The 25,348-nt window shown below is 41.6% G+C and carries 28 protein-coding genes and 1 pseudogene; 17 read left to right on the top strand and 12 right to left on the bottom strand.

Translation table 11 applies throughout. The annotated features are described in order from the left end of the window. Positions 1 to 64: 64 nt before the first annotated feature. The gene (locus CVV77_RS03220; RefSeq protein WP_003221221.1) at positions 65 to 283 is read left to right on the top strand and encodes a YneF family protein; all 219 of its coding nucleotides are present in this window, start codon (positions 65 to 67) and stop codon (positions 281 to 283) included. 73 nt (positions 284 to 356) lie between these two features. Here CVV77_RS03220 and ynzD read toward each other — a convergent pair whose 3' ends face one another. Next, positions 357 to 530, bottom strand: a complete 174-nt coding sequence (ynzD, locus tag CVV77_RS03215) for an aspartyl-phosphate phosphatase YnzD (RefSeq protein WP_003238195.1) — start codon at positions 528 to 530, stop codon at positions 357 to 359. A gap of 219 nt (positions 531 to 749) precedes the next feature. On the opposite strand from ynzD, the gene ccdA reads away from it, so the two are divergent. From ccdA to CVV77_RS03200, 3 genes are all read left to right on the top strand, one after another. Next, positions 750 to 1,457, top strand: a complete 708-nt coding sequence (ccdA, locus tag CVV77_RS03210) for a cytochrome c-type biogenesis protein CcdA (RefSeq protein ID WP_003238193.1) — start codon at positions 750 to 752, stop codon at positions 1,455 to 1,457. An 88-nt stretch (positions 1,458 to 1,545) separates the two neighbouring features. Further along, a complete protein-coding gene (locus tag CVV77_RS03205) occupies positions 1,546 to 1,908 on the top strand; it encodes a response regulator (protein ID WP_084992318.1) in 363 nt (120 codons plus the stop codon). A 78-nt stretch (positions 1,909 to 1,986) separates the two neighbouring features. After that, positions 1,987 to 2,478 carry a CcdC family protein gene (locus tag CVV77_RS03200; RefSeq protein WP_100274628.1) on the top strand — a complete coding sequence of 164 codons (492 nt, stop codon included), beginning with the start codon at positions 1,987 to 1,989 and terminating at the stop codon, positions 2,476 to 2,478. Positions 2,479 to 2,508: 30 nt separating this feature from the next. On the opposite strand, the gene yneK is transcribed toward CVV77_RS03200, so the two are convergent. From yneK to sspO, 4 genes are all read right to left on the bottom strand, one after another. Then, the gene (yneK, locus tag CVV77_RS03195; RefSeq protein ID WP_003238189.1) at positions 2,509 to 2,937 is read right to left on the bottom strand and encodes a DynA interaction protein YneK; all 429 of its coding nucleotides are present in this window, start codon (positions 2,935 to 2,937) and stop codon (positions 2,509 to 2,511) included. 231 nt (positions 2,938 to 3,168) lie between these two features. Continuing rightward, positions 3,169 to 3,561: an outer spore coat protein CotM gene (cotM, locus tag CVV77_RS03190; RefSeq protein WP_080010816.1), complete on the bottom strand. Its 393-nt coding sequence runs from the start codon at positions 3,559 to 3,561 to the stop codon at positions 3,169 to 3,171. A gap of 80 nt (positions 3,562 to 3,641) precedes the next feature. Next, the gene (locus CVV77_RS03185; RefSeq protein WP_003221237.1) at positions 3,642 to 3,788 is read right to left on the bottom strand and encodes a small acid-soluble spore protein P; all 147 of its coding nucleotides are present in this window, start codon (positions 3,786 to 3,788) and stop codon (positions 3,642 to 3,644) included. A 30-nt stretch (positions 3,789 to 3,818) separates the two neighbouring features. Continuing rightward, positions 3,819 to 3,965 (bottom strand): acid-soluble spore protein SspO, encoded by a 147-nt coding sequence (gene sspO, locus CVV77_RS03180; RefSeq protein WP_003221239.1) that lies wholly within the window; start codon positions 3,963 to 3,965, stop codon positions 3,819 to 3,821. 226 nt (positions 3,966 to 4,191) lie between these two features. Between sspO and acnA the strand changes: the two genes are divergently transcribed. The 7 genes from acnA (at position 4,192) to CVV77_RS03145 (ending at position 9,027) form a co-directional block, all read left to right on the top strand. Continuing rightward, on the top strand, positions 4,192 to 6,921 hold the full coding sequence (gene acnA, locus CVV77_RS03175; protein WP_100274627.1) for an aconitate hydratase AcnA: 2,730 nt from the start codon (positions 4,192 to 4,194) through the stop codon (positions 6,919 to 6,921). 71 nt (positions 6,922 to 6,992) lie between these two features. Beyond that, a complete protein-coding gene (locus CVV77_RS03170) occupies positions 6,993 to 7,505 on the top strand; it encodes a redoxin domain-containing protein (protein WP_003238185.1) in 513 nt (170 codons plus the stop codon). Positions 7,506 to 7,584: 79 nt separating this feature from the next. Next, entirely contained in the window at positions 7,585 to 7,710 is a 126-nt protein-coding gene (locus CVV77_RS03165; RefSeq protein WP_003244964.1) for an FbpB family small basic protein, read from the top strand. Between the two features lie 64 nt (positions 7,711 to 7,774). Next, positions 7,775 to 7,921, top strand: coding sequence for an acid-soluble spore protein SspN (gene sspN / locus CVV77_RS03160; RefSeq protein WP_003221249.1), 147 nt, complete (start codon positions 7,775 to 7,777; stop codon positions 7,919 to 7,921). Between the two features lie 36 nt (positions 7,922 to 7,957). Beyond that, complete coding sequence (gene tlp / locus CVV77_RS03155; protein WP_003238183.1) at positions 7,958 to 8,212, top strand: small acid-soluble spore protein Tlp; 255 nt, start codon at positions 7,958 to 7,960, stop codon at positions 8,210 to 8,212. A gap of 83 nt (positions 8,213 to 8,295) precedes the next feature. Further along, positions 8,296 to 8,712, top strand: a complete 417-nt coding sequence (locus tag CVV77_RS03150; protein WP_060398713.1) for a YbgC/FadM family acyl-CoA thioesterase — start codon at positions 8,296 to 8,298, stop codon at positions 8,710 to 8,712. Positions 8,713 to 8,727: 15 nt separating this feature from the next. Further along, the gene (locus tag CVV77_RS03145; RefSeq protein WP_019258529.1) at positions 8,728 to 9,027 is read left to right on the top strand and encodes a hypothetical protein; all 300 of its coding nucleotides are present in this window, start codon (positions 8,728 to 8,730) and stop codon (positions 9,025 to 9,027) included. 30 nt (positions 9,028 to 9,057) lie between these two features. On the opposite strand, the gene CVV77_RS03140 is transcribed toward CVV77_RS03145, so the two are convergent. Together CVV77_RS03140 and plsY are read right to left on the bottom strand one after the other, a co-directional pair. Beyond that, complete coding sequence (locus CVV77_RS03140; protein ID WP_003238180.1) at positions 9,058 to 9,345, bottom strand: HesB/YadR/YfhF family protein; 288 nt, start codon at positions 9,343 to 9,345, stop codon at positions 9,058 to 9,060. Between the two features lie 79 nt (positions 9,346 to 9,424). Further along, positions 9,425 to 10,006 (bottom strand): glycerol-3-phosphate 1-O-acyltransferase PlsY, encoded by a 582-nt coding sequence (gene plsY, locus CVV77_RS03135; protein WP_003238179.1) that lies wholly within the window; start codon positions 10,004 to 10,006, stop codon positions 9,425 to 9,427. 167 nt (positions 10,007 to 10,173) lie between these two features. On the opposite strand from plsY, the gene CVV77_RS03130 reads away from it, so the two are divergent. The 3 genes from CVV77_RS03130 (at position 10,174) to parC (ending at position 15,366) form a co-directional block, all read left to right on the top strand. Beyond that, on the top strand, positions 10,174 to 10,581 hold the full coding sequence (locus tag CVV77_RS03130; protein WP_032732000.1) for a CoA-binding protein: 408 nt from the start codon (positions 10,174 to 10,176) through the stop codon (positions 10,579 to 10,581). Positions 10,582 to 10,974: 393 nt separating this feature from the next. After that, on the top strand, positions 10,975 to 12,942 hold the full coding sequence (gene parE / locus CVV77_RS03125; RefSeq protein WP_100274626.1) for a DNA topoisomerase IV subunit B: 1,968 nt from the start codon (positions 10,975 to 10,977) through the stop codon (positions 12,940 to 12,942). Positions 12,943 to 12,945: 3 nt separating this feature from the next. Next, positions 12,946 to 15,366, top strand: coding sequence for a DNA topoisomerase IV subunit A (gene parC / locus CVV77_RS03120; RefSeq protein ID WP_019258533.1), 2,421 nt, complete (start codon positions 12,946 to 12,948; stop codon positions 15,364 to 15,366). 47 nt (positions 15,367 to 15,413) lie between these two features. Here parC and CVV77_RS22275 read toward each other — a convergent pair whose 3' ends face one another. Both CVV77_RS22275 and CVV77_RS03115 read right to left on the bottom strand, forming a co-directional pair. Then, complete coding sequence (locus CVV77_RS22275) at positions 15,414 to 15,539, bottom strand: hypothetical protein (protein WP_258459136.1); 126 nt, start codon at positions 15,537 to 15,539, stop codon at positions 15,414 to 15,416. Positions 15,540 to 15,564: 25 nt separating this feature from the next. Beyond that, complete coding sequence (locus CVV77_RS03115; protein ID WP_142397311.1) at positions 15,565 to 15,918, bottom strand: hypothetical protein; 354 nt, start codon at positions 15,916 to 15,918, stop codon at positions 15,565 to 15,567. Between the two features lie 499 nt (positions 15,919 to 16,417). On the opposite strand from CVV77_RS03115, the gene CVV77_RS03110 reads away from it, so the two are divergent. The 3 genes from CVV77_RS03110 (at position 16,418) to CVV77_RS03100 (ending at position 19,977) form a co-directional block, all read left to right on the top strand. Further along, on the top strand, positions 16,418 to 17,815 hold the full coding sequence (locus CVV77_RS03110; RefSeq protein ID WP_100274624.1) for an alanine/glycine:cation symporter family protein: 1,398 nt from the start codon (positions 16,418 to 16,420) through the stop codon (positions 17,813 to 17,815). A 322-nt stretch (positions 17,816 to 18,137) separates the two neighbouring features. After that, positions 18,138 to 19,637, top strand: coding sequence for a cellulase family glycosylhydrolase (locus tag CVV77_RS03105; RefSeq protein ID WP_100274623.1), 1,500 nt, complete (start codon positions 18,138 to 18,140; stop codon positions 19,635 to 19,637). A 76-nt stretch (positions 19,638 to 19,713) separates the two neighbouring features. Beyond that, entirely contained in the window at positions 19,714 to 19,977 is a 264-nt protein-coding gene (locus CVV77_RS03100; protein WP_019258537.1) for a YnfE family protein, read from the top strand. 387 nt (positions 19,978 to 20,364) lie between these two features. Here the strand turns inward: CVV77_RS03100 and CVV77_RS03095 are convergent, their stop codons facing one another. The 3 genes and pseudogenes from CVV77_RS03095 to CVV77_RS03075 all read right to left on the bottom strand — a co-directional run bounded on the left by CVV77_RS03095 (position 20,365) and on the right by CVV77_RS03075 (position 25,145). Next, the gene (locus CVV77_RS03095; RefSeq protein WP_100274622.1) at positions 20,365 to 21,510 is read right to left on the bottom strand and encodes an alpha/beta hydrolase; all 1,146 of its coding nucleotides are present in this window, start codon (positions 21,508 to 21,510) and stop codon (positions 20,365 to 20,367) included. A gap of 740 nt (positions 21,511 to 22,250) precedes the next feature. Further along, positions 22,251 to 23,522, bottom strand: a pseudogene (gene xynC, locus CVV77_RS03080) (glucuronoarabinoxylan endo-1,4-beta-xylanase XynC). A gap of 84 nt (positions 23,523 to 23,606) precedes the next feature. Beyond that, positions 23,607 to 25,145, bottom strand: coding sequence for a glycoside hydrolase family 43 protein (locus CVV77_RS03075; protein ID WP_100274620.1), 1,539 nt, complete (start codon positions 25,143 to 25,145; stop codon positions 23,607 to 23,609). Between the last annotated feature and the right edge of the window lie 203 nt (positions 25,146 to 25,348).

The raw sequence follows: 25,348 nt of genomic DNA, 5'->3' as shown, positions 1-25,348 counted from the left end.
AATGTTGTATAATAGCTTTTGGTTTAGTACACTTTAAACTAGACAACATGAAGGAGGAAATAAAATGACTTTATGGGTTGGCATCCTAGTGGGCGTTGTTGCATTGCTCATAGGTGTTGCACTCGGGTTTTTTATTGCTCGTAAATATATGATGAGCTACCTTAAAAAGAATCCGCCTATTAATGAACAAATGTTACGCATGATGATGATGCAAATGGGAATGAAACCTTCTCAAAAGAAAATCAATCAAATGATGAAAGCCATGAATAATCAAACGAAATAATACGTAAAGATTATGATATAGAGAAACATGGTTATAAAATAAAAAACCCTTATACGGGTTTTTTATTTTGCAATCAATCATCACCCGCTACTGCTCGAAGGCGCTGCTTTTGATATTGTATGAGAAGATGGTCAAGCTCCTGACTGAGCTCTATCGTAATATGAGATGTCATTCCGTTCGCCATGACAATTTGCAGCAGCTCTGCTCTTTTTTTTTCGATTTCATTTAATAGATGCTCTCTAATCACAGGGATGTATCCTTTCATACATTAGATCTTCAAAGTGAATGTTTATATTATATCCATATTTATACTAATTTTCAAATGAGAAGGAGTACAATATCTCAATGTCAAATTAAATTATATAAGTTTTTTCTAAAAATAGAAATCCTTCAAGTGAAAGTGTTAAAAAAATGAAATGATTTTGTCATAACTTGAAGGAATGTCAAATCATGAAGGGATGATGACATGGGAGACGTGAATTATTTTTTGACATTTGGAGCGGGATTCCTATCCTTTATTTCACCTTGTTGCCTGCCGCTTTACCCAGCTTTCTTGTCATATATTACAGGGGTCAGCATGGATGATGTGAAAACAGAAAAACTGCTGCTGCAGAAAAGAAGCTTGTTTCATACTTTGTGTTTTTTGCTTGGCTTTTCAGTCATTTTTATCGCTTTAGGTTATGGAACATCTTTTATTGGCAGCCTGTTTAGGGATTATCACGATGCGATTCGGCAAATTGGCGCGTTGCTTATTATTTTGTTCGGTTTCATTACGCTTGGCGTGTTCCGGCCAGAGGCGATCATGAAAGAGCGCAGAATCCATTTTAAGCACAAACCAAGCGGGTTTTTAGGTTCCGTCTTAATCGGAATGGCATTTGCGGCGGGATGGACGCCCTGTACCGGTCCGATATTAGCGGCTGTTATCACACTTGCAAGCACAAATCCAGGCTCAGCGGTGCCGTACATGATGTTATATGTACTCGGTTTTGCTGTTCCGTTTCTTTTATTGTCTTTTTTTATCACAAAGCTGAAGTGGATAAGAAAGAACCAGCTTTTAATCATGAAAGCAGGCGGCGTTTTGATGATTGTGATTGGTGTGCTGTTATTCTTTGATTGGATGAGCCTGATTATTATTTTGCTGTCTGATCTGTTTGGAGGATTTACTGGTTTTTGACGGTAAATTACTTTCGAACTACTACTAATCCTTTTGTTTTTGGTACAATAAGACTATTATCTGTGGAAATCGATTTTTGGAGGGGAATATGACAAGAGTTTTAGTTGTAGACGACGCCAAGTTCATGAGAGTGAAAATCAGAGAGATCTTGGAAGAGGCAAATTATATAATCGCAGGCGAAGCGGCGGACGGTGAGCAAGCGGCGGACATGTATAAAAAACTGCGGCCGGACATCGTGACAATGGATATTACAATGCCAGTGAAAAATGGTATTAAGGCTCTTCGTGATATCTTAACCTTTGATCCTAAAGCGAAGGTCATCATGTGCACTGCCATGCGCCAGCAAAGAATTGTATCTGAAGCGATTGAGCTGGGAGCAAAGGACTTTATTGTTAAGCCGTTCGAGGAAACAAAAGTGTTAGAAGCTGTTAGCCGTGTTATGGGCCATTAAAGTCATTTCTTTTCAAAATGGTTTTTTTTATTGTTTTGGAGTATAGTATATAGTATCAACACTCCGAGAAACAAAGGAATGATAAGTATGATGATTATAGTTTCATCGATTATTGCTATGTTAATGGCTGTAGCTGTGATGGTGGTCAGAATAAAGTCCTCTGACAAGCCCGTTTCACCGAAAAAAATCATTCTTCCGCCGATTTTTATGAGTACGGGAGCGTTAATGTTTTTATTTCCGGTATTTTGGGTAACTGGTGCAGAGTTTTTAGAAGCGATCACTTTAGGCGTGATTTTCTCTATTTTTCTCATCAAAACTTCTAAGTTTGAAATTAAAAATAATGAAATTTACATGAAACGCTCTAAAGCATTTGTATTTATATTAGTCGGTCTTTTAGTGATCAGAATCGTGATGAAATCGATCTTAAGCACATCGATTGACTACGGCGCACTTAGCGGAATGTTTTGGATTCTGGCTTTCGGTATGATTGTGCCGTGGAGAATCGCCATGTATTTATCATACCGAAAACTTCATAACGAGCTGCAGTCAGCTAATATTCAAATGAATTAAAAAACCTTTCCTCCTGTCAGGAAAGGTTTTTTATTTAAGAAGGGCCTGATAAGGTTCGAGATCGATTTTTTTGTCTCGCAGATGCCTTTTTAAGAAGGTATGGTCTCTTTTAGGAGTTGCGAGAATATAGCCTCTGATCATCAGTTGCTGATCAATCTTTGATACCTTTTCTTTTAATGCAAGCTCACCGATTTTACCTGCGATTTTGGCTTTTGCTGCATCTCTGAACAGCTCAGGAACCGGAGATACCAATTCATTCAGAAATTGTTTGTTTTCATCGCTCCACAAGTGCCTGCTGTTTTTGATATAGTAATCCTGCCAATCAAGCTCTGACCTGCCGTCTTCTTTTGGTAAACGCTTTAGAAACTTTCGAAACATAAAAAAACCGCCGATTGATAATAAGACAACCATCATGATCACCCAAAACAGAATAAACCACAAAAACCAGCCTTCCAGCATCAAACATTCCCCCTTATTCTAACCATATTGTATACGAAGAGAGATTAGAAGAACACAGTAAAAAAAGAATAGAAAAAAGTGATAGACGTCTAGTCAAAAGAGATAGTAGATCATATTCTATTGTATAGTGAATCTGCTATTTGGCCATGGGAGAGTCACTAGAGGGTATTTGACGATAAATGGACGGAAAAAAGTCACTTTCATAATAGGGGATGAAAGTGACTTTTTATGTTAGCTGAGAGGAAATTGAAGAGAAAAAGAAGAACCATCTTCTGTTTCTTTATTGACGGCAACTGTGAGTATTTGATTTTCACATTCGGTTTGAATGGTTTTGTCATTTAAATAAAAAGGAAGCATCATTTGTTTTTCAAAAGTCTGTCCTGACGATTTGACCGTTAAGATGAAATCGCATCCAGACAGGGTAACCGTTACTTGTGTCGGCTTTAAAAAAGTCAGATCCGCTTCAATAATATACTGCTGACTTGTTTCATATAAATCAATAGGCAATGTTTCGTCGTACCAGGCGAAGGGGTCTTCAAAAAATTGCCGAAGCCATTCATCCATACCATCGAAATCATTAGCATCATTACGTTTTGAATGGGTCATGGAAGCATTCCTCCACATATCAACCTTGCTTTACATCATATGCGGAGGATCAGAAATGGGTGAACGCATAAAAAAACAGACACTAAGGTCTGCTTTTCTTACATATCATGGCTTGAGTTGTGCTTCTGTCTTGTGTGGTTTCGGTTCTTCACTTTTTTGCTTCCGCTGAGAGGCTCCGGCTGACCCGGATTGTGTCCTTTAGGGGCGTTTTTATGCATATCTTTACTTGTATTTTTATTGGTCATAAAATAGAACCTCCTTAAAAGAGTCCGGTGTTATTGATTGGTTTTTCTTTTTTTATTATTTTGGCGTTCAGCTTCAGTCAGTACAAGCTGGTCGTTTTCGACGTAGCCGGCACCTTTGCCTTGGCTTTTCGCGTCATTCATTCCGTTTATTACGTGATTCGCTTTTCTTTTGACCATCATTATCACCTCAATCATAATATGGCTCCTTTTGTTGCGTTATATGAGAGAGCATAAACAGTAATAATTACCGGTACATTCGTCCGATAAGCCGAACTTATTGTATTTAATAAAAACATTGATATTTACTTATGTATGATTTTGTTTTAATATGAAATTGTGAGAAAATTGTGATGGAATTTACGTTCATCTGAGAATGATCTGATCTGAAGGGGGATTTTGGAGAATGGCAAACGAGCAAAAAACTGCAGCAAAAGACGTTTTCCAAGCGAGAAAAACGTTTACTACAAATGGGAAAACATATCATTACTACTCTTTAAAAGCGTTAGAAGATTCAGGTATCGGGAAGGTTTCGAAGCTTCCTTATTCCATCAAAGTTCTTTTAGAATCAGTATTACGTCAGGTTGACGGATTCGTCATCAAAAAAGAACACGTGGAAAATTTGGCAAAATGGGGAACTGCCGAATTAAAGGAAATCGACGTTCCGTTCAAACCGTCTCGTGTTATTTTACAAGACTTCACAGGGGTTCCGGCAGTAGTAGACCTTGCTTCACTGCGTAAAGCGATGGCAGCTGTCGGCGGAGATCCAGATAAAATTAACCCTGAAATTCCTGTCGATCTCGTTATCGACCACTCTGTACAGGTTGATAAAGCGGGAACAGAAGATGCGTTAGCTATTAATATGGACTTGGAATTCGAAAGAAATGCAGAGCGCTACAAATTTTTAAGCTGGGCAAAGAAAGCGTTTAATAACTATCAGGCAGTGCCGCCTGCAACAGGTATCGTGCACCAGGTAAACCTAGAGTTCCTTGCAAGTGTCGTCCATGCCATTGAAGAAGACGGCGAGCTTGTAACGTATCCTGATACGCTTGTCGGAACAGACTCACATACTACAATGATTAACGGTATCGGCGTTCTCGGCTGGGGTGTCGGCGGAATTGAAGCTGAAGCGGGAATGCTTGGACAGCCTTCTTATTTCCCAGTTCCTGAGGTAATCGGCGCGAAACTTGTCGGCAAGCTTCCAAACGGAACAACAGCCACTGACTTGGCTTTAAAAGTGACACAGGTGCTGCGTCAAAAAGGCGTTGTCGGCAAGTTTGTTGAATTCTTCGGACCGGGAATTGCTGAACTGCCGCTTGCGGATCGCGCAACAATTGCGAACATGGCTCCGGAATACGGCGCTACATGCGGTTTCTTCCCAGTAGATGAAGAAGCGCTCAACTACCTGCGCTTGACAGGCCGTGATCCTGAACATATTGATGTTGTCGAAGCATACTGCAGAAGTAATGGCTTGTTCTATACTCCTGATGCTGAAGACCCTCAATTTACTGATGTGGTTGAAATTGACCTGTCTCAAATTGAAGCAAACTTATCAGGTCCAAAGCGTCCTCAGGATTTAATCCCGCTTTCTGCTATGCAGGAAACATTTAAAAAGCATTTGGTCAGCCCTGCTGGTAACCAAGGATTCGGTTTAAATCCTGAAGAAGAAGATAAAGAAATTAAATTTAAACTCCTTAACGGCGAAGAAACAGTTATGAAAACGGGTGCAATCGCCATTGCTGCGATTACAAGCTGTACGAATACATCAAACCCGTACGTTCTGATCGGCGCCGGACTAGTAGCGAAAAAAGCGGTTGAATTAGGGCTTAAGGTGCCTAATTACGTGAAAACGTCACTTGCACCGGGTTCTAAAGTCGTTACAGGATATCTTGTGAATTCAGGCCTTCTTCCATACATGAAAGAGCTTGGTTTTAACCTCGTTGGGTACGGATGTACAACATGTATCGGAAACTCAGGTCCGCTTTCACCAGAAATTGAAGAAGCAGTTGCGAAAAATGATCTTCTGATTACGTCTGTCCTTTCCGGAAACCGTAACTTTGAAGGGCGTATTCACCCGCTTGTTAAAGGCAACTATCTTGCTTCACCGCCGCTTGTTGTGGCATATGCGCTGGCTGGAACGGTAAACATTAACCTGAAAACCGATCCGATCGGTGTGGGCAAAGATGGTCAAAACGTATACTTTAACGACATTTGGCCGTCAATGGACGAAATTAATTCACTTGTTAAGCAAACTGTTACGCCTGAGCTCTTCCGCAAAGAGTATGAAACGGTATTTGACGATAACAAGCGCTGGAACGAGATAGAAACAACAGATGAAGCATTATATAAATGGGATAGCGAGTCAACTTACATTCAGAACCCGCCATTCTTCGAAGAAATGTCTGTTGACCCAGGCAAGGTTGAACCATTAAAAGGTCTTCGTGTTGTCGGTAAGTTTGGCGATTCAGTCACAACCGACCACATTTCTCCTGCAGGGGCAATCGGAAAAGACACGCCTGCCGGAAAGTACTTGCAAGAGAAAGGTGTTTCTCCTCGTGACTTTAACTCCTACGGTTCCCGCCGCGGTAACCATGAAGTCATGATGAGAGGAACATTTGCAAACATCCGCATCAAAAACCAAATTGCGCCGGGTACAGAAGGTGGATTTACAACGTACTGGCCGACTGGTGAAGTAACATCGATCTATGATGCGTGCATGAGATACAAAGAAGATAAAACCGGTCTTGTCGTATTAGCTGGAAAAGACTATGGTATGGGTTCTTCACGTGACTGGGCTGCAAAAGGAACAAACCTTCTTGGCATCAGAACGGTAATTGCTGAGAGCTTTGAAAGAATTCACAGAAGCAACCTTGTATTCATGGGTGTGCTGCCGCTTCAATTTAAACAAGGTGAAAATGCGGAAACACTCGGCTTAACTGGTAAAGAAGTCATCGAGGTAGATGTTGATGAAAGCGTACGCCCTCGTGATATCGTTACAGTAAGAGCAATTGATGAAGACGGAAATGTAAAAACATTTGAAGCACTTGTCCGCTTTGATAGTGAAGTTGAAATTGATTACTACCGCCATGGCGGTATCCTGCAAATGGTGCTTCGCGATAAAATGAAGCAGTCCTGATGAATCAATAGGAAGAGAAGGCATTAAGCTTTCTCTTCTTTTTATGACAAAGTGTGCTGCGGAGGTGGCATATGCTGAAAAAATGGCTCGCAGGGATCCTGCTTATCGTGCTTGCCGGTTATATGGGATGGAATTTGTATCAAACATACAGCAAAAAAGAAGTGGGGATTGAAGAGGGACAGCAAGCACCTGATTTTTCTTTGAAAACGCTATCAGGAGAGAAAAGTTCCTTACAAGATACAAAAGGCAAAAAAGTGCTGCTCAATTTCTGGGCAACTTGGTGTAAACCGTGCCGTCAGGAAATGCCAGCGATGGAACAGCTGCAAAAAGAGCACGCTGACGAACTTGCGGTTGTTGCAGTTAATTTCACTTCAGCTGAGAAAAGCGAAAAACAGGTTCAGGCGTTTGCTGATACCTATGACTTAACGTTTCCCATCCTGATTGATAAAAAAGGGATTAATGCTGACTATAATGTGATGTCATACCCAACGACGTATATCTTAGATGAAAAAGGCGTCATACAAGACATACACATTGGCACCATGACAAAAAAAGAAATGGAACAAAAACTGGATCTTGATTAGATTCAGTTTTTTTATGTTCAGATATGCTTACAAGTTTTCAGAATTGGAAAAAATAAAAGAATATGCGGAGGTGAGAAGAGTGAAGAAGATGAGAAAGCGTTCTTTTCATGAGCTCGTCATGGAAAACAAAAAAGAGCTGATGACCAATACAGAGTATTTAAATCAGCTTGAGGAAAAGCTTGAACAGCGCTTTAAGCAAAAATAACCTTTAATTTGTATTCATGTTTACCCCTCCTTTTGAGAATCCTATCTGTTGAGGAGGGATAAACATGGGAAACAACAAGAAAAACGGTCAGCCTCAATATGCTCCAAGCCACTTGGGTACAAAGCCTGTGAAATATAAAGCCAATAAAGGGGAAAAAATGCATGATACTTCCGGGCAGCAGCCTATCATCATGCAGACAAAAGGCGAGTAACGCCGAACCGAGTTTATTTCTAGGAGGTACATCCGAATGACGAATAACCAAAATCAATATCAGCAGCAGCCAAAACCTGATGATCGTTCTGATAATGTAGAAAAATTGCAGGATATGGTTCAAAACACAATTGAAAACATAGAAGAAGCAGAAGAATCAATGGAGTTTGCTTCGGGAGAAGATAAGCAGCGCATCAAAGAAAAAAATGCAAGACGCGAACAGAGCATCGAAGCTTTTCGCAATGAAATTCAAGACGAGTCCGCAGCGAGAGAAAACGGATACCGCTCTTAAAAACCAGGGAAACCTGGTTTTTTTCTTTCTGATTTGATTATGGTAAAATGGGGCTAAATTGACGTTAAGGGAGCAGAGTAATCTTGCATGTATCAAAAAAAGAAATAGAAGTGCGTTATGCAGAAACAGATCAAATGGGGATTGTCTATCACGCAAATTATCTTGTGTGGATGGAGCTCGGCAGAACGGCCCTCATTAAGGACTTAGGCTTTTTATACAGTGATATGGAAAAGAAAGGCGTTCTTTCTCCAGTCGTTGATATCAATATTTCCTATAAAAAGCCGCTTCATTACGGAGAAACCGCGGTTGTGCACACATGGATAGAGGAATACAACGGCTTTAAAACCATTTATGGTTATCACATTTATAATCCGGCCGGTGAGCTTTCTATCGAAGCCACCTCATCTCATATTTGTGTGGATAAAGAAAGCTTTAAGCCTATTCAGTTCCGCAAAGCTTTCCCAGATTGGCACGCAGCATATGAAAAGGCCAAAAAATAGGGAAGTGAATGAGATATGGCGTTTGGTGTAAAACGTGAGGAACTCAACCGGTGGAAACACGCCGTGAAAAGAGGAGAAATCGCATTTTTAACACATTATTGGCTGGATGACCGGTTTCCAGAAGCAAAGACCGTGACAAAAGCCGGCTGTGCAGATATTGATAAGCTGATTCAATGGGGAGCGGCGTACGGTTTAAAAAAAGAATGGATACATAGAAAAAGTGAATTTCCTCACTTTGATCTGCTGGGTGAGACACAAAAATATATTTTGGAACAAGAAAACCTGACTGATCATCTTATACGATTTCATTTGTAAAAAAAGAACGCACATAATGTGCGTTCTTTTTTATTGGTATTCAAAAACCGGTTCACCAGCGTCCTCTGAATAGCTGACTAGAAGGTCGTGGTTATCGAAGTACCATAGATCACTTTCTTCAATAAAGAACGTAATGCCGCCGGCTTCTGCAGTGGCTCCAGCCTCTTGTGGGGCATCTTTTGCCACTCCGAGGGAAAATCCCTTTTGAACGTTGCTGCAGCCGCCGTAGCGGACGAAAAAGCGAACCTGGTCTCCGCTTTCTAAATCGAGCTCTTCCTTATACCAGTTCAGTGCGTCTTCGTTAATTGTCATATTCATAACAGAACACCCCTTTGTTCTTCATTTGAATTTTCTCTATTATAAACGTATTAGGCTATTCTGTGTCAAAAGAGAAGGTTTATAACCATTTCACTTTAGGTTCTGTTTTATTGATAATTCGTTTAATGTTCGCCCGATGTCTGTATATCACAAAAATAGTGAGCAGGGTAACGACAATCAATAAATACTTATCATGGACAAAGAGACTATATATAACAGTATAGATCCCTGTTAACATCGATGACAGAGAAACAAATTTAGTCAAGTATAAAAAGATAAAGAATACCGCAACCATCGTGATAAATAACAGAGGTGCGTAAAATAGCAAAACGCCTCCGGACGTTGCCACGGCTTTGCCGCCTTTAAATTTAGCGAAGATGGGAAACACATGGCCTAAAACTGCAAAGACCCCTGCTAGAAGCGGGTGAATATCAACATGCATGAGAAATGGCAATGCAGTTGCCAGCGTCCCTTTCAAAATATCTCCGGCTATCACGATCGAACCTGCTTTTACGCCCAGCGTACGGAATGCATTGGTAGCGCCTAAGTTGCCGCTTCCATGCTCCCGAATATCAATTCCCTTGGCAAGCTTGCCCACAATTAAGCCAGATGGAATGCTGCCTATCAAGTAGGCCAAAATAATCAATAAAGCAATTAACATCTACATTTCTCCTTTTTCAAAGTCCCTTCTTTCTATTTTAACATGAGATATCATAATCTGATGATAAGTTTTTTTAAAGTTTGCTTGCAAATTCAATCAAACATGCATCATATTTTGATTTCTTACATTTTGATCGTGTAAAATAGATAAAAAAGGAGTGGTACATGATGCAAAACCCTTCCAAAGCGGAAATTAAAGAGATTCTTGAAAGAAGCAAGCGAATCGCGGTGGTGGGGCTTTCGGACCGCCCGGATAGAACGTCACATATGGTTTCCAAAGCGATGCAGGATGCGGGCTATGAAATCATTCCCGTTAATCCTACAATTGATGAGGCACTTGGTGTCAAAGCCGTTTCATCTTTAAAAGAGATTGACGGTCCGATTGACATCGTCAATGTATTCCGGCGCTCAGAACAGCTGCCAGGCGTGGCGGAAGAGTTTTTGGAGACAGATGCCCCAGTATTTTGGGCACAGCAAGGACTGGTAAACGAAGAAGCTTACCAGATGCTAAAGGAAAAAGACAGAACGGTTATCATGGATCTGTGCATAAAAGTGGCGCACGCTGTAACAAAATAGGTGCAGAACTGCAAAAATCCTTGTGAATTCAAGGATTTTTGCTTTTTAATTTTAAGATATTGTTTGCGTATTACGGTGAAACAGATACAATAAAGCTTGAACAGCTTTTTTTGAATACCTTGTCTAGCTGGGTTTCGGCCGTTCGATTTGCGAAGGTCTGCTGCTTTATATATAATAAACAAACATACGTTCTCGTAGTGTAAAAACAGCACTAACCGATGTTTTGCGAACTGATTCGTTAGCTCTATGTTGCGATTGCGAACATATTGGTTATAATGGGGAGTCCAAGGCAGTACCGGCTCGAGGCGAGGTTTTAACAAATACTTTATACAATTGATGCGTAACACTGAAAAAGAGAAAGACAATGTTAGTTTTTGAAAGGGGTTTGTACGTTTGGCTAGAAAACAGCAATTTGATTACAACGAAGATGCCATACAGGTGCTCGAAGGCCTTGAGGCCGTCAGGAAAAGGCCGGGTATGTATATTGGTTCTACTGACGCGCGTGGCTTGCACCACTTGGTTTATGAAATTGTAGATAACTCTGTCGACGAGGTGCTTGCCGGCCATGGAGATCACATAATCGTCAAAATACATAAAGACAACAGTATTTCTGTCCAGGATAGAGGCCGCGGCATGCCGACCGGAATGCATAAGCTCGGCAAACCAACCCCTGAAGTGATTTTAACGGTGCTTCATGCCGGAGGAAAGTTCGGCCAAGGCGGCTATAAGACAAGCGGAGGGCTGCACGGAGTTGGTGCATCAGTCGTGAATGCTTTATCTGAATGGCTGACGGTTACGATTGAGCGGGACGGTTTCGTCTATCAGCAGCGATTTGAAAATGGAGGAAAACCGGTTACATCTCTTGAAAAGATCGGCAAAACAAAAAAGACAGGAACGCTTACGCACTTTAAGCCAGATCCAACGATGTTCAGCGCAACAACTTATAATTTTGAAACGCTTTCCGAGCGCTTAAGAGAATCTGCGTTTTTGTTAAAAGGATTAAAAATTGAGCTGATTGACGAGCGCAATGACCAACATGAGGCCTTTTATTATGAGAACGGCATAGAAGCGTTTGTCGCTTACTTAAATGAGGAAAAAGACGTCTTGTCTGAAGTGGTCTCGTTTGAGGGAGAGCATCATTCAATAGAAGTAGACTTTGCGTTCCAGTTTAACGACGGCTATTCTGAAAACATTTTATCGTTTGTTAACAACGTCAGAACAAAAGACGGCGGAACTCATGAGTCAGGTGCAAAAACAGCGATGACACGTGCTTTTAATGAATATGCGAGAAAAGTGGCTTTGCTGAAAGAAAAGGATAAAAACCTGGAAGGCACCGATATAAGGGAAGGGCTTTCAGCTATTATTTCTGTTCGCATTCCTGAGGAGCTTCTTCAATTTGAAGGACAAACAAAAGGAAAGCTCGGTACTAGTGAAGCGAGATCAGCGGTTGATGCGATTGTGTCAGAGCAGCTTGCTTACTTTTTAGAAGAAAACCGGGATACTGCAACGCTTCTTGTTAAAAAAGCAATCAAAGCGAGCCAGGCGCGCGAAGCGGCACGCAAAGCCCGTGAAGAAGCAAGAAGCGGCAAAAAACGAAAAAAATCAGAAGCGACATTAAGCGGGAAGCTGACGCCTGCGGGTTCGAGAAACCCGGCAAAGAATGAATTGTATCTCGTTGAGGGGGATTCAGCAGGCGGGTCAGCTAAACAGGGAAGAGACCGCAGATTCCAAGCGGTTCTGCCTTTACGCGGTAAAGTCATTAACACGGAAAAAGCTAAGCTTGCTGATATCTTTAAAAATGAAGAGATCAATACGATCATTCATGCGATTGGCGGGGGTGTCGGAGCAGATTTCTCAATCGATGACATCAACTATGACAAAATCATCATTATGACAGATGCCGATACCGACGGCGCTCATATTCAAGTCCTGCTTCTCACCTTTTTCTATCGCTATATGAAGCCGCTCATTGAGCATGGCAAGGTGTTCATTGCACTGCCTCCTTTATATAAGGTCAGCAAAGGAAGCGGGAAAAAGGAAATCATTGAATACGCATGGTCTGATGAAGAGATGGATGATGTCCTGAAAAAAGTCGGAAAAGGATATACCATTCAGCGATACAAGGGTCTTGGAGAGATGAACGCAGACCAGCTGTGGGAAACGACAATGAATCCGGAGTCCCGCACGCTTGTAAGAGTCAAAATCGACGATGCGGCACGTGTAGAGAGACGTGTGACGACGTTAATGGGAGACAAAGTAGAGCCGCGCAGAAAGTGGATTGAGAAAAACGTCGCTTTCGGCTTAGATGATGAAAGCAATATTTTAGAAAATGAAAACTTATCGGTCGCTGAGGAGGTTTAATGATTGTCACAGCCAGAATTATTTCATGATTTACCATTAGAAGAGGTCATCGGCGACCGTTTTGGACGCTACAGTAAATATATTATTCAAGACAGGGCGCTTCCTGATGCAAGAGACGGCTTAAAGCCGGTACAGCGCAGAATTCTGTATGCGATGCATACAGATGGAAACACGTTTGATAAAAACTTCAGAAAAGCAGCCAAAACGGTCGGTAACGTTATCGGTAACTATCATCCGCACGGTGACAGTTCGGTTTATGAAGCAATGGTGCGGATGAGCCAGGATTGGAAAGTGCGAAATGTGTTAATCGAAATGCACGGGAACAACGGAAGCATCGACGGAGATCCCCCGGCAGCCATGCGTTATACAGAGGCACGATTATCTCCGATTGCATCTGAGCTTCTTCGGGATATTGACAAAAATACGGTTGAATTTGTGCCGAACTTCGATGATACAAGCAAGGAGCCTGTTGTACTCCCGGCGATGTTTCCTAACCTATTGGTCAACGGATCTACCGGGATATCAGCAGGATACGCGACCGACATTCCCCCTCATCATCTGGGAGAAGTCATTGATGCTGTCATTAAGCGTATTCAAATGCCATCTTGCTCTATTGATGAACTCATGGAAGTCATTAAAGGGCCTGATTTTCCGACAGGCGGTATTATTCAAGGCGTTGACGGCATAAGAAAAGCTTACGAAACCGGAAAAGGAAAAATTATTATCCGCGGAAAAGCTGAAATTGAAGCCATCAGAGGCGGACGTGAACAAATTGTCATTACGGAAATTCCATTTGAAGTAAACAAGGCCAACCTTGTGAAAAAAATGGACGAGTACCGCCTTGATAAAAAGGTTGAGGGCATCTCAGAGGTTCGTGATGAAACGGATCGGACAGGGCTGAGAGTGGTCATTGAACTGAAGAAAGAAGCGGATGCCAAAGGCATTTTGAATTTCTTATATAAAAATACCGATTTGCAGATCACATATAACTTTAATATGGTGGCCATTCATAACCGCCGTCCGATGCTGATGAGCCTGCCGTCTATTTTGGATGCATATATCGGCCACCAGAAGGAAGTCGTCACAAACCGGTCTGTCTACGAGCTTCAAAAAGCAAAAGACAGACATCACATCGTAGAAGGTCTTATGAAAGCTTTGTCCATTTTGGATGAAGTCATTGCAACGATCCGTTCTTCAAGCGATAAACGTGACGCTAAAAACAATTTGATTGCGAAATATGACTTTACAGAGCCTCAGGCTGAAGCCATCGTGTCATTGCAGCTATATCGTTTAACCAATACAGATATCACAGCGCTGAAGGAAGAGGCAGAAGAGCTCGGCAAAAAAATCGAAGAGCTCGAATCCATTCTGAGCAATGATAAAAAGCTGTTAAAAGTGATCACAAACAGCTTAAAAGCACTGAAAAAGAAATATGCAGACACGAGACGCTCTGTGATTGAAGAAAAAATTGAGGAAATTAAAATTAACCTTGAAGTCATGGTAGCGTCTGAGGACGTATATGTGACCGTTACGAAGGATGGTTACCTAAAACGGACGAGCCAGCGCTCATTTGCCGCTTCCAACGGTCAGGATTTCGGAATGAAAGATACGGACAGGATGCTGCATCAGTTTGAAATGAATACGACGGATGTGCTGCTGCTCTTTACGAACAAAGGAAGCTACATCTATTGTCCGGTTCACCAGCTGCCTGATATCAGATGGAAGGACATGGGCCAGCATTTTTCAAATATGATCACCATTGATCGTGATGAAACGATTGTAAAGGCCATACCGATAAAAGAATTTGACCCGTCGGCGTATCTATTGTTCTTCACGAAAAACGGCATGGTGAAAAAGACAGAACTCACCCATTATAAAGCACAGCGTTATTCTAAAGCGCTTGTGGCCTTAAATCTGAAGGGTGAAGACGAACTGATTGATGTACATGTGACAAATGGGGAGAGCCAGATCTTTTTGGCCACTCACCTAGGGTACGGCCTATGGTTTGGAGAAGACGAAGTAAATGTAGTTGGCGCACGTGCGGCAGGTGTCAAAGGGATTAACCTAAAAGAAGATGACTTTGTTGTCTCCGGAGAGATCCTTCAAGAATCCGATTCAATTGTGTTGTTCACTCAGCGGGGAGCGGTGAAACGCATGAGCCTTTCTGAATTTGAAAAAACATCCCGCGCAAAACGCGGTGTCGTAATGCTAAGGGAACTGAAGAAGAACCCTCACCGAGTCGCAGCATTGTTTGCTTGCGGTCTTCATCAGCGATTTATGGCGGAAACAGAAAAAGGTGACAGAAAAGAACTCCTGGCAAAAGACTTCCGGACTAACGACAGATACAGCAATGGCTCTTTCTTTATTGATGAAGAGGAGTCAGGCAAGGTCACAGCTGTCTGGCGCCTTCATACAGAACAATAATAAAAAACCCGCTCACATTATGCGAGCGGGTTTCGTTTGTTTTTTAATCAGCTTTCATGGCTGGAGAAAAGATCTGTCATGGCATGAATGACTTCGATTCCTTGCCATGCAAATAAATTCAGCGCTGTGAAAGAAAATAAGCCTAAAATCACCATTCTTAAGATAAACAACATGTTTAACAGCCTCCTCATATTTTCGTTATATAATCGGGTGATGTTGAACATGAAGTTTGCCGAAATAAGACGATTGATAAAATTTGGCCAGTATAAAGCTTTTTTTGCGCTGGCGCCTGCGGGAGTAACCCGTATTTTTGCTTTCAGCGGTTATAAGCAGAACAGCCATTGCCCATAAAGCAGTCAGCGCAAATGCTCCTGCGATGGATTTCTTTTCATCATCTGCATTTTGGCCGGCTTTCATCTCATGCATTTCCTGCTGGTCGGCTACAGCTTTATAATGATGGCCAATATCAAAGGCATGGGGGATTGAGAACAAATGAAAACTGGCAATCGCCAAGAACAAGATGGACGCTTTCAGTATCGTTACCTTTTTCAAATGATCTTCCCCTCCTTTAATATTACTGAATATTTTTATAATAATACCCCAATCCATCCCAAAAGTAAACCTGATTTATTAAATTTAAAAATAAAGTTCACTTTGTTAAGTATATATCTTTTTGCTTATTTTTGAAAGAGAAATTTCTTTTATTAGTGTATGTATACCCGGTCTAAGATGTGAATGAAAACGCATCTTAGATGATATGTTTGTTGTTTAGGATATATGACTTTATGTATCAAAGGAAACAGAAAGTGCCAGGGGAGAAATTCTACTATTTTAAAAGAGAACTCTTTTTAAAATACAAGCTTATAAGAAATATTTCTATTCATAGGAAAATAATAGAGAGAGACCGAAGGCGTGAACTTCAATCTAGAACAATAATCTTCACGAAAAAACTTCCTAATTCGACATATTGTGATATAATAAGACTCGTTATGTTAAAAAATCTAACATCAAATTTGAATTCACCATGAATTGATGAAAACGGGAGGTAAATATGGGGTCATTTTTCAACAGTTTAATTAATATTCCAAGTGATTTCATCTGGAATTACCTATTTTATATTTTAATAGGGCTTGGATTGTTTTTTACCATACGTTTTGGTTTTATCCAATTCCGTTACTTTATTGAAATGTTCAGAATAGTAGGGGAGAAACCAGAAGGAAATAAAGGTGTCTCATCTATGCAGGCATTCTTTATTTCGGCCGCATCCCGAGTCGGCACAGGGAATTTGACTGGTGTAGCCTTAGCAATTGCGACAGGCGGACCGGGCGCTGTATTTTGGATGTGGGTTGTAGCTGCTGTAGGGATGGCTTCAAGTTTTGTTGAGAGTACGTTAGCGCAGCTTTATAAAGTGAAGGACGGAGATAACTTCCGCGGTGGACCAGCCTACTATATCCAAAAGGGTCTTGGGGTCAGATGGCTTGGCGTTGTTTTTGCTGTCTTAATTACGGTCTCATTCGGTTTAATCTTTAACGCTGTTCAAACGAATACAATTGCAGGGGCGTTGGATGGCGCATTCCATGTAAACAAAATAGTTGTAGCCATCGTTCTGGCAGCTTTAACTGCGTTTATCATTTTTGGCGGTTTGAAACGTGTTGTAGCTGTATCACAGTTAATCGTGCCGGTTATGGCAGGCATTTATATCCTCATTGCTTTGTTTGTCGTTATTACCAATATAACGGCATTCCCTGGCATTATCGCAACAATTGTTAAAAATGCTTTCGGTATTGAGCAAATCGTCGGCGGCGGATTAGGAGGCATCATCGTTATCGGTGCTCAGCGCGGACTTTTCTCGAACGAAGCAGGAATGGGAAGCGCTCCGAACGCGGCTGCGACGGCTCATGTATCGCATCCGGCAAAGCAAGGCTTTATTCAAACATTAGGCGTATTTTTCGATACATTTATCGTATGTACGTCCACAGCGTTCATTATTTTGCTGTATAGTGTAACACCAAAAGGTGATGGTATCCAAGTAACGCAGGCTGCCCTTAATCATCATATTGGAGGATGGGCGCCTAGCTTCATCGCAGTCGCAATGTTCTTGTTTGCATTCAGTTCAGTTGTCGGGAACTATTATTATGGCGAGACAAACATTGAATTTATTAAAACAAGCAAAACATGGCTGAATATTTACCGTGTCGCTGTTATTGCGATGGTTGTCTATGGATCTTTATCAGGCTTCCAAATCGTTTGGGATATGGCGGACCTCTTTATGGGTATCATGGCGCTGATTAATTTAATTGTTATTGCGCTGCTGTCAAACGTTGCTTATAAAGTGTATAAAGATTACGCGAAACAGCGTAAGCAAGGATTAGATCCTGTATTCAAAGCGAAAAACATCCCGGGTCTGAAAAACGCTGAAACTTGGGAAGATGAGAAACAAGAAGCATAAGAACACGGCTGCATTCAATATATTGAATGCAGCTTTTTATTTGCCCAAAAGAAGCGGAATGTTTTGATTACATAAAAAAATAACGTGTAAAGTCCTGGTTAAACACTTTTATCTTTGGTTCCGCATGTGTCAGCTGTATCTGAGATAAGACAAAAAGAGCAAATAGACAGGCTTTTAAGCCGTCTAAAAACAAGAAATTAGGTTGATAGACAATCGTGAGAAAGATTTTTACAATGAGTCCGTGCTAAAAAGCGAAAGGGAGGGAGAGCGGTGAGTTACTAGGCATATTTTATATAATTTAAAGGAGGAGAAAATATCATATATGAAACGTTCAGTCTCTATCTTAATCGTATGTTTATTCATTGCATTATTAGCAACCAGCGGTTTGGCGGCTCCAGAAGCATCTGCAGCAGAGGCAAAAACGCCAGTATCCATAAATGGCCAGCTTAGCATAAAAGGTACACAGCTAGTCAATCAAGACGGCAAAGCGGTACAGCTGAAGGGGATTAGTTCACACGGATTGCAATGGTTTGGCGACTTTGTCAATAAAGACAGCTTGAAATGGCTGAGAGACGATTGGGGCATTACGGTTTTCCGAGCGGCGATGTATACGGCAGACGGCGGTTATATTGATAATCCGTCTGTGAAAAACAAAGTGAAAGAAGCGGTTGAAGCGGCAAAAGAGCTTGGGGTATATGTCATCATTGACTGGCATATCTTAAATGACGGCAATCCAAATCAAAATAAAGAGAAGGCTAAAGAATTTTTCGAGGAAATGTCGAGCCTTTACGGAAACACGCCAAACGTCATTTATGAAATTGCGAACGAACCAAACGGCGATGTGAACTGGAAGCGTGATATTAAACCGTATGCGGAAGAAGTGATTTCCGTTATCCGTAAACATGATCCTGACAACCTCATCATCGTTGGAACCGGTACATGGAGCCAGGATGTGCATGATGCTGCCGATGATCAGCTAAAGGATGCAAATGTCATGTACGCGCTTCATTTTTATGCCGGCACACATGGCCAGTTTTTACGGGATAAAGCAAACTATGCCCTCAGCAAAGGAGCGCCTATTTTTGTGACGGAATGGGGGACAAGTGATGCTTCCGGAAATGGCGGAGTATTTCTTGACCAGTCGCGGGAATGGCTGAATTATCTCAATAGCAAGAATATCAGCTGGGTGAACTGGAATCTTTCTGATAAGCAGGAATCGTCTTCAGCTTTAAAGCCGGGAGCATCTAAAACAGGCGGCTGGCCGTTATCCGATTTATCCGCTTCAGGAACATTCGTAAGAGAAAACATTCTCGGCACCAAAGATTCGACAAAGGACAGCCCTGAAACGCCAACACAAGATAAACCGACACAGAAAAACAGTATCTCTGTGCAATACAGAGTAGGTGATGGAAGTGTGAACGGCAACCAAATCCGCCCGCAGATTCACATGAAAAATAATGGCAGCACCACGGTTGATTTAAAAGATGTCACTGTCCGTTACTGGTATAACGCGAAAAACAAAGGCCAAAACTATGACTGTGACTACGCGCAGATCGGATGCAGCAATGTGACACACAAGTTTGTGATGTTACATAAACCTAAGCAAGGCGCAGATGCCTATCTGGAACTAGGTTTTAAAAACGGAACGCTGTCACCGGGAGCAAGCACCGGGGACGTTCAGCTTCGTCTTCATAATGATGACTGGAGCAATTATGCACAAAGCAGGGATTATTCCTTTTTCCAATCCAATACGTTTAAAACAACGAAAAAAATCACATTATATAATCACGGAAAACTGATTTGGGGAACAGAACCCAAATAGTTATGCGTTTGACGGACATCATTATTGCTGATGTCCGTTTTCATCATCTTATACAGCAAATAAGGAGGTTTACATTGTGGATGAAACATTGAAACAGTATATGGTGCTGTTCAAAGAAATGAATGATGTAATCAATGGTCCGGACTATCCAGGTAAGGAAAAAGACATCCAAAATCAAAAAGAACAGATCGAAGTTTACGAAAAACAGCTGCAGCAAGGATTTTCTACAGATTATGACTACGATGTGTTTGCGGACTCGGTTATCAAATGTGCATATGGCGATATGACGCTGGAAGATTTAGAAGCGGTTTATTATGGATTGACTACGCCATTTTTTTGATTAGAGATTCAACTGTAAAATTTCATTTTCTGTCTCACTAGCTTAAGTATACTTTGATATTGAGACAGAAATTTATTTATTTTGTTTACTTCCTAGAATATATATTATGTAAACTAGATAAAATTCGAATACAGGGACATAAACAAGGACCCATTCTAATTTATCTACAGTTTCACCCATTTGTTTGTAATATCAAAAAACCTTTACGTCCTCAATAAATTAAATCGGTCATAAAGGTTTTTCAGTTAGGAGTTGTTCGTCTCATTCATTTTCTATCCAATCAATAAAGCCTTCAATAATTACACTTCCATATAGTTGAAATCTTCATCATACTGTATTTTACGGCTAGCTCTTTGACATGCGTTTATCAGCAACCTCTCGGTTATGTCACTTGTTGCTGGTCTTCTTGATCAAGTCCACGCCATCGTATGCCAGACTTTCCACACTTGCAGCCTTCTGCAGTATGTAATGATCAAAAAAGTTCTTCGTATAGTCTGTAACAAGATTTCGCATCTCCATAGCATCCCGTTCGCCTCTGAGTTCCTTATTAACACTGGTAAACACGATGTCGCAGTAATCTAAATGCGCAACACGATCAACAGAGAAATAATAGGTTTCCATGCTATTGTTAGCGCCAATTATCGCATTCATGTTATAGTTAGGTTCACAAAACAGTAGCAAAAAGGGTTTATTAAGGTCGCTGTCGAGAAGGCCGAACGCACCGCTATCCAAGCCAATCCCGCAGGCGAACCGGTCGTCGTCCCGGCAAACAATCGCCGTCGTAGGCCCTCCATAAGAATGTCCAACTATGCCCATGCCGATGTCAAGCAACAATCTGCCCTTAAAGATGGAATTCAGCTCTCCAGAGTCCAGTTTGTAAAGATAATCGGCTACATACCTTACATCTTCTGCCTGTAATTCACTATACTCTGTTAACTTGGCAAGTATCGGCAGTGTAAGCACGTTATGGCACATCTCAATAGCAGTTTCATCGTCAGGCCGCATCTCCATCTTACCAGCCAACGCCAGCATCTCCGGATCTTCAGAAAACGCCATAATGACATCCGAAAAATCCTTTGATACATTTAACATTCGCCCTTCTTTACGCTTATACATCGTGCTATTCTGATGACCGATGCTTACCACAACATATCCCATGCTTGCCAAGTCTGTACAGATCACTGTACCCCATTCTGGAGAACCGCCCCCGCCGCAAACATAGAATAACACCGGATAGCGCTTTTCCTTCCCGGAGAGAGCAAGGTCGTCGTAACACTGGGTCTTGATATCTATAGAGAAAACATCCTTCCCTTTAAGATACGCAGTGACAAGCGGCTGCTCATTAAACATCTCGTAGACTTCAGGAAACATGTACGTTGATGTAGCCTTACCTTCGCTACTGTCGGACGGATAGTACACAAACGCCGTCAGTTCTCTTTTTGAGCGATCTGATGCCGTGTACTCAAAATCCATCTGGGTTCGACCGACAGTATAGCCGCCAATTGGTTCTGGAAATGCGTCATAAGTTTTCATTTTCTTGTTCCCCCTTAATTAATAAAAGTGGCGAATGTGAAATACATACATTGCTCTATAAGCGCTTTTCAAAACTGTGAAACTATTACATCCTATCTTCAGTGAATCATATCTACTCCCTGACTTTCTTGTGATCGCTAACAATTTCAAAATATTTATGATCTTCAAGCAGCCCATGACCCATAAAGTCAGCAAAGTACTTACTTAATCTTATGTTGCAGCTTAGAGTCCTTAATATCGAATTCTCTAAAAAACATGACTAAATGAATTTGGCTATCGAGAAGTTTCTAAACTCTTTGGATCAATGTCTGGTTTTTCGTAAAATCTGCTTCTAGCCATTTAACCACACCTCCAAATTAGGATCTATTAATGCTTTATCAAAGTTGGCGTTAATTGTGCCATGATAATACAGCCGAAATATAGTTTCTCTAACTCTAGAAGATTCCATGTTTAATAGTTTTTTAACGAGTAAAGTGAACATTTATCATATTCGTGTAAATGTTTTTTAATCATGTGAATATCTGTTTCAAAATGTAACTCTATTTCTGTCAGTCGCACATCATTAGTCATCTTCCCTGATTTTTCAAGGATTTGACCTGCAGCCTTCACAATGACAAACTGATGCCTCCCGCATGTAAAGTCTTTAATGCTGCATGCTTCAGACGCAAGACACGAAAAAAGCGATTTTCCGATCGGAAAATCGCTCAATTTCAACGCGGTACCACTTGCCTTAGGTACCCTTAACGATTTGCGACAAATGTTGTCACGCTTTGAGCTGGAAGATGCGCCCAAAAATGATTGCCCGTTACATTGAGATTCGTTCCAGGTTGAAGATTGCTGTTGCTGCTCGTGATCCATCTAGATACCTGAGAAGCAGATCCATTCTGCAAAACAAAGTTTTGGTTGACTCCTGTGTTGCTTTTGTTAATGGCAACAATAACGACCTTGTTGTCACCTTTATAGGCTGACACGTAAACGTTCGGATTAGGGTTTTTCGTTGCATCAACCCTTATATAGCCGGGACGCACAAACTTCGAGAAATGAGCCATATTGTAACCGCGTTTGCTGATCGCACCGTCTTCTTTCATAGGACCGTATGATCTGCGAATGTACCACCAAACATAAGCTTGAAGATCTCCCTCTACCATCGAGTTGTGAATATGATGTGAAACATCCAATGCCTCGGGCCATCGATCCGCCGAGTTGTTATCACTGTTCGGATAGTATACTTCCGTCATCCAAAGGTCCTTCCCCGCTCCTTTTTGTTTGAAAAGAGGATAAGGAAAATGACTGACCTGAGTACCATAAAGGTGGGTTCCGAGAATATCCATATTGGCAAGAGCCTGCGGATCGTTCAAAATCGGGTCCGACAAATTCTTCAAGTATTGAAATGACTCAGGCGCAATGACACGGGTATTAATCGAACCGGCATTTTCTCTCATAAAACGAAGCATTTCTTGCGGAGTCCACCACGTCCAGTCGTGTGCATAATCAGGTTCGTTTTGAACGGAAATCGCATAAAGATTCACACCATTATTCTTCATGAAGGTAACAAAATCGTTAAGATGCTGCGCGTATGCGGCGTACTTATCGTATCTTAGCCGTTTAGCTGATGTGTCACCATTACGATTGAAGGTTTCGACCATATCGCTTGGAGGATTTCAGGGAGAAGCAAAAACGATTGCTCCATGTTTGATCGCACTCTTTGCAGTCTCTAATTCTCTGTACCAATTATTTCTATTTTCATCAATATGAATTCTTAAGATTGAAAAACCTAACTGATTCTGTCCATTGCCAAAAGCAGTTTCTCTTTGAGCTGCTGTAAGATCCCCAATCCAAGCGGGGTGGTTCATTCCTCCAAATCCGCGAATCACTTGTTTTTCTGCAGATAAATTAACTGTTACATCACTTGCTGCCAAAACTTCAGTGGCGCCTGGTCCGGTTAGTATGACTGACAGCATAGTGAAACATACCAATAATACAAAAAGTGGTTTTTTTACGCATGAAATCATTTTTTCCTCTCCTTCATCTGTCTTTTACGGTATTAGAAAAATCTGTACTGTCTCATTTTATATTTACAAACAAAAGGTTTTCTCCTATCTTTGCGTAAACTGCCAGTAATCAAAATTAAACAAGTTTCCTGTACCAGTTCCGGTAAATACAAAGAATACGTTGTGAATACCGGCTGCGCCGCTTACCGCAGTTTCTATTTCTCTCCAAGATTGCGTTCCGCCTGTGGAAGGGACATTCAAGGTTCCGACAAGCTTACCGTTTGCACTATCGAGACGCACTTCTATTTTTCCGCCTCCAACCGATGCTATATTTGCTTTAAACGTCCTGGCACCGCCTGACCCGAAGTCTGCATTTCCTACAGCAATCCAGTCTCCGTTATGAATGTTTGTGACATGTTGATTATTGACCGGCCCGCCGGGTGCTGAGGATGCCTCTGTCAAAATCCGTCCGTTCCAGGCAAACGTTTCCGCTTCTACCCGGTTATATGGATTCAAGTTGGATAGCTGTTTGACACCTGCAAAATTTGCCGCTACCTCTTGCAGGGAGCCATCTGGATTATGCACAAGCTTATTAATATGGGGAGAGCGATATCCTTTGCCGGCCCCGTAAAGAGCGGAGCTGACAGTTTGAGTATGATACACCACATACCACTCGTTTTTAAAATTGAAAACAGCATGGTGATTGTTCCCGCCGCCTCCGAAAAATGCTCCCGGATTCTTCAGAAAGTGCCCTCTATACGAAAAAGAATCCATAGGACTTGAGCTGGTCATATAGCCGATCTCACCTGGAGGTTTATCGGCCGGGTGTGCGCCCCCGAAATTAATACAATAGGAATAGTAATATTTTCCGTTATACTTATGCATTCCCGAATCTTCAAACATAAAAGGCGCATCAATCGTAGATGCACTTCCGGCAACACTGGTCATATCAGGCCCTAATTTCATGACTCTTGCTGTTTTAGGATTGGCCCATTGCCCTTGCGTGGGATTTGAACCGCCCGGAACGCCTCCGCCGGCATATAGGTAACCGGTACCATCATCATCTACGAATACTGCCGGATCAAAAAGCCATACAACACCGGACATTCCTGGCGTATTTGGCGTTACCAGCGCTTTTCCGATCGGATCTGTCCATGGGCCGGTCGGGCTGTCTGCGGTGAGAACCCCGATACCTCCGCCGCCGTTTGCGAAATAAAGGAAAAATTTATCTTTACCATTGATCTTTTTCACCGCGGCTGACGGGGCCCATGATGCTCCTGCCCATTTGGCAATCCCCCGGCCGCCATTCGCCCCATTGGCACCCGCTACAGGAATCGCTCCGTGATCTGTCCAGTTCACCATATCTGCTGAAGAAATGACGAATATTTTATTCAAATTGGCAAATGAATTATCCTTAATCGTTCCGTCGCTATTATATTCATAGTCATCGCTTGACATATAGATGTAGACTCTTCCGTTATAGGTCAGCGCAAACGGATCTGCTCCCAAATGATGGTCTATAAGCGGGTTTGAATTCCCTGCATGTTTTGCAATTGTAGTACTGGCAGCATACGCAGACTTCCCAGTGAAGCAACTCAATAATAAAGCAAGGACCCATAAACATACGCTACACTTTTTACACATAACTTAACGCTCCTCCTTTTTCTTTAAATTTGGGGGTCTTTTAACATTTGATGACAAATTGTAGTACCGGCAGCAAAAGCAGACTCCGCAGATAAGCAACTCAATAATAAAGCTAGAACCCATAAACATACGCTACACTTTTTTCTAATAACTTGACATCCTTCTTTTTTCCTTAAAATGGATGATGATTTTTTTACCATTTG

The organism is Bacillus sp. SN1 (assembly GCF_002796895.1).
Classification (GTDB): domain Bacteria; phylum Bacillota; class Bacilli; order Bacillales; family Bacillaceae; genus Bacillus; species Bacillus inaquosorum.
This window is presented reverse-complemented; position numbering and strand designations above follow the sequence as displayed.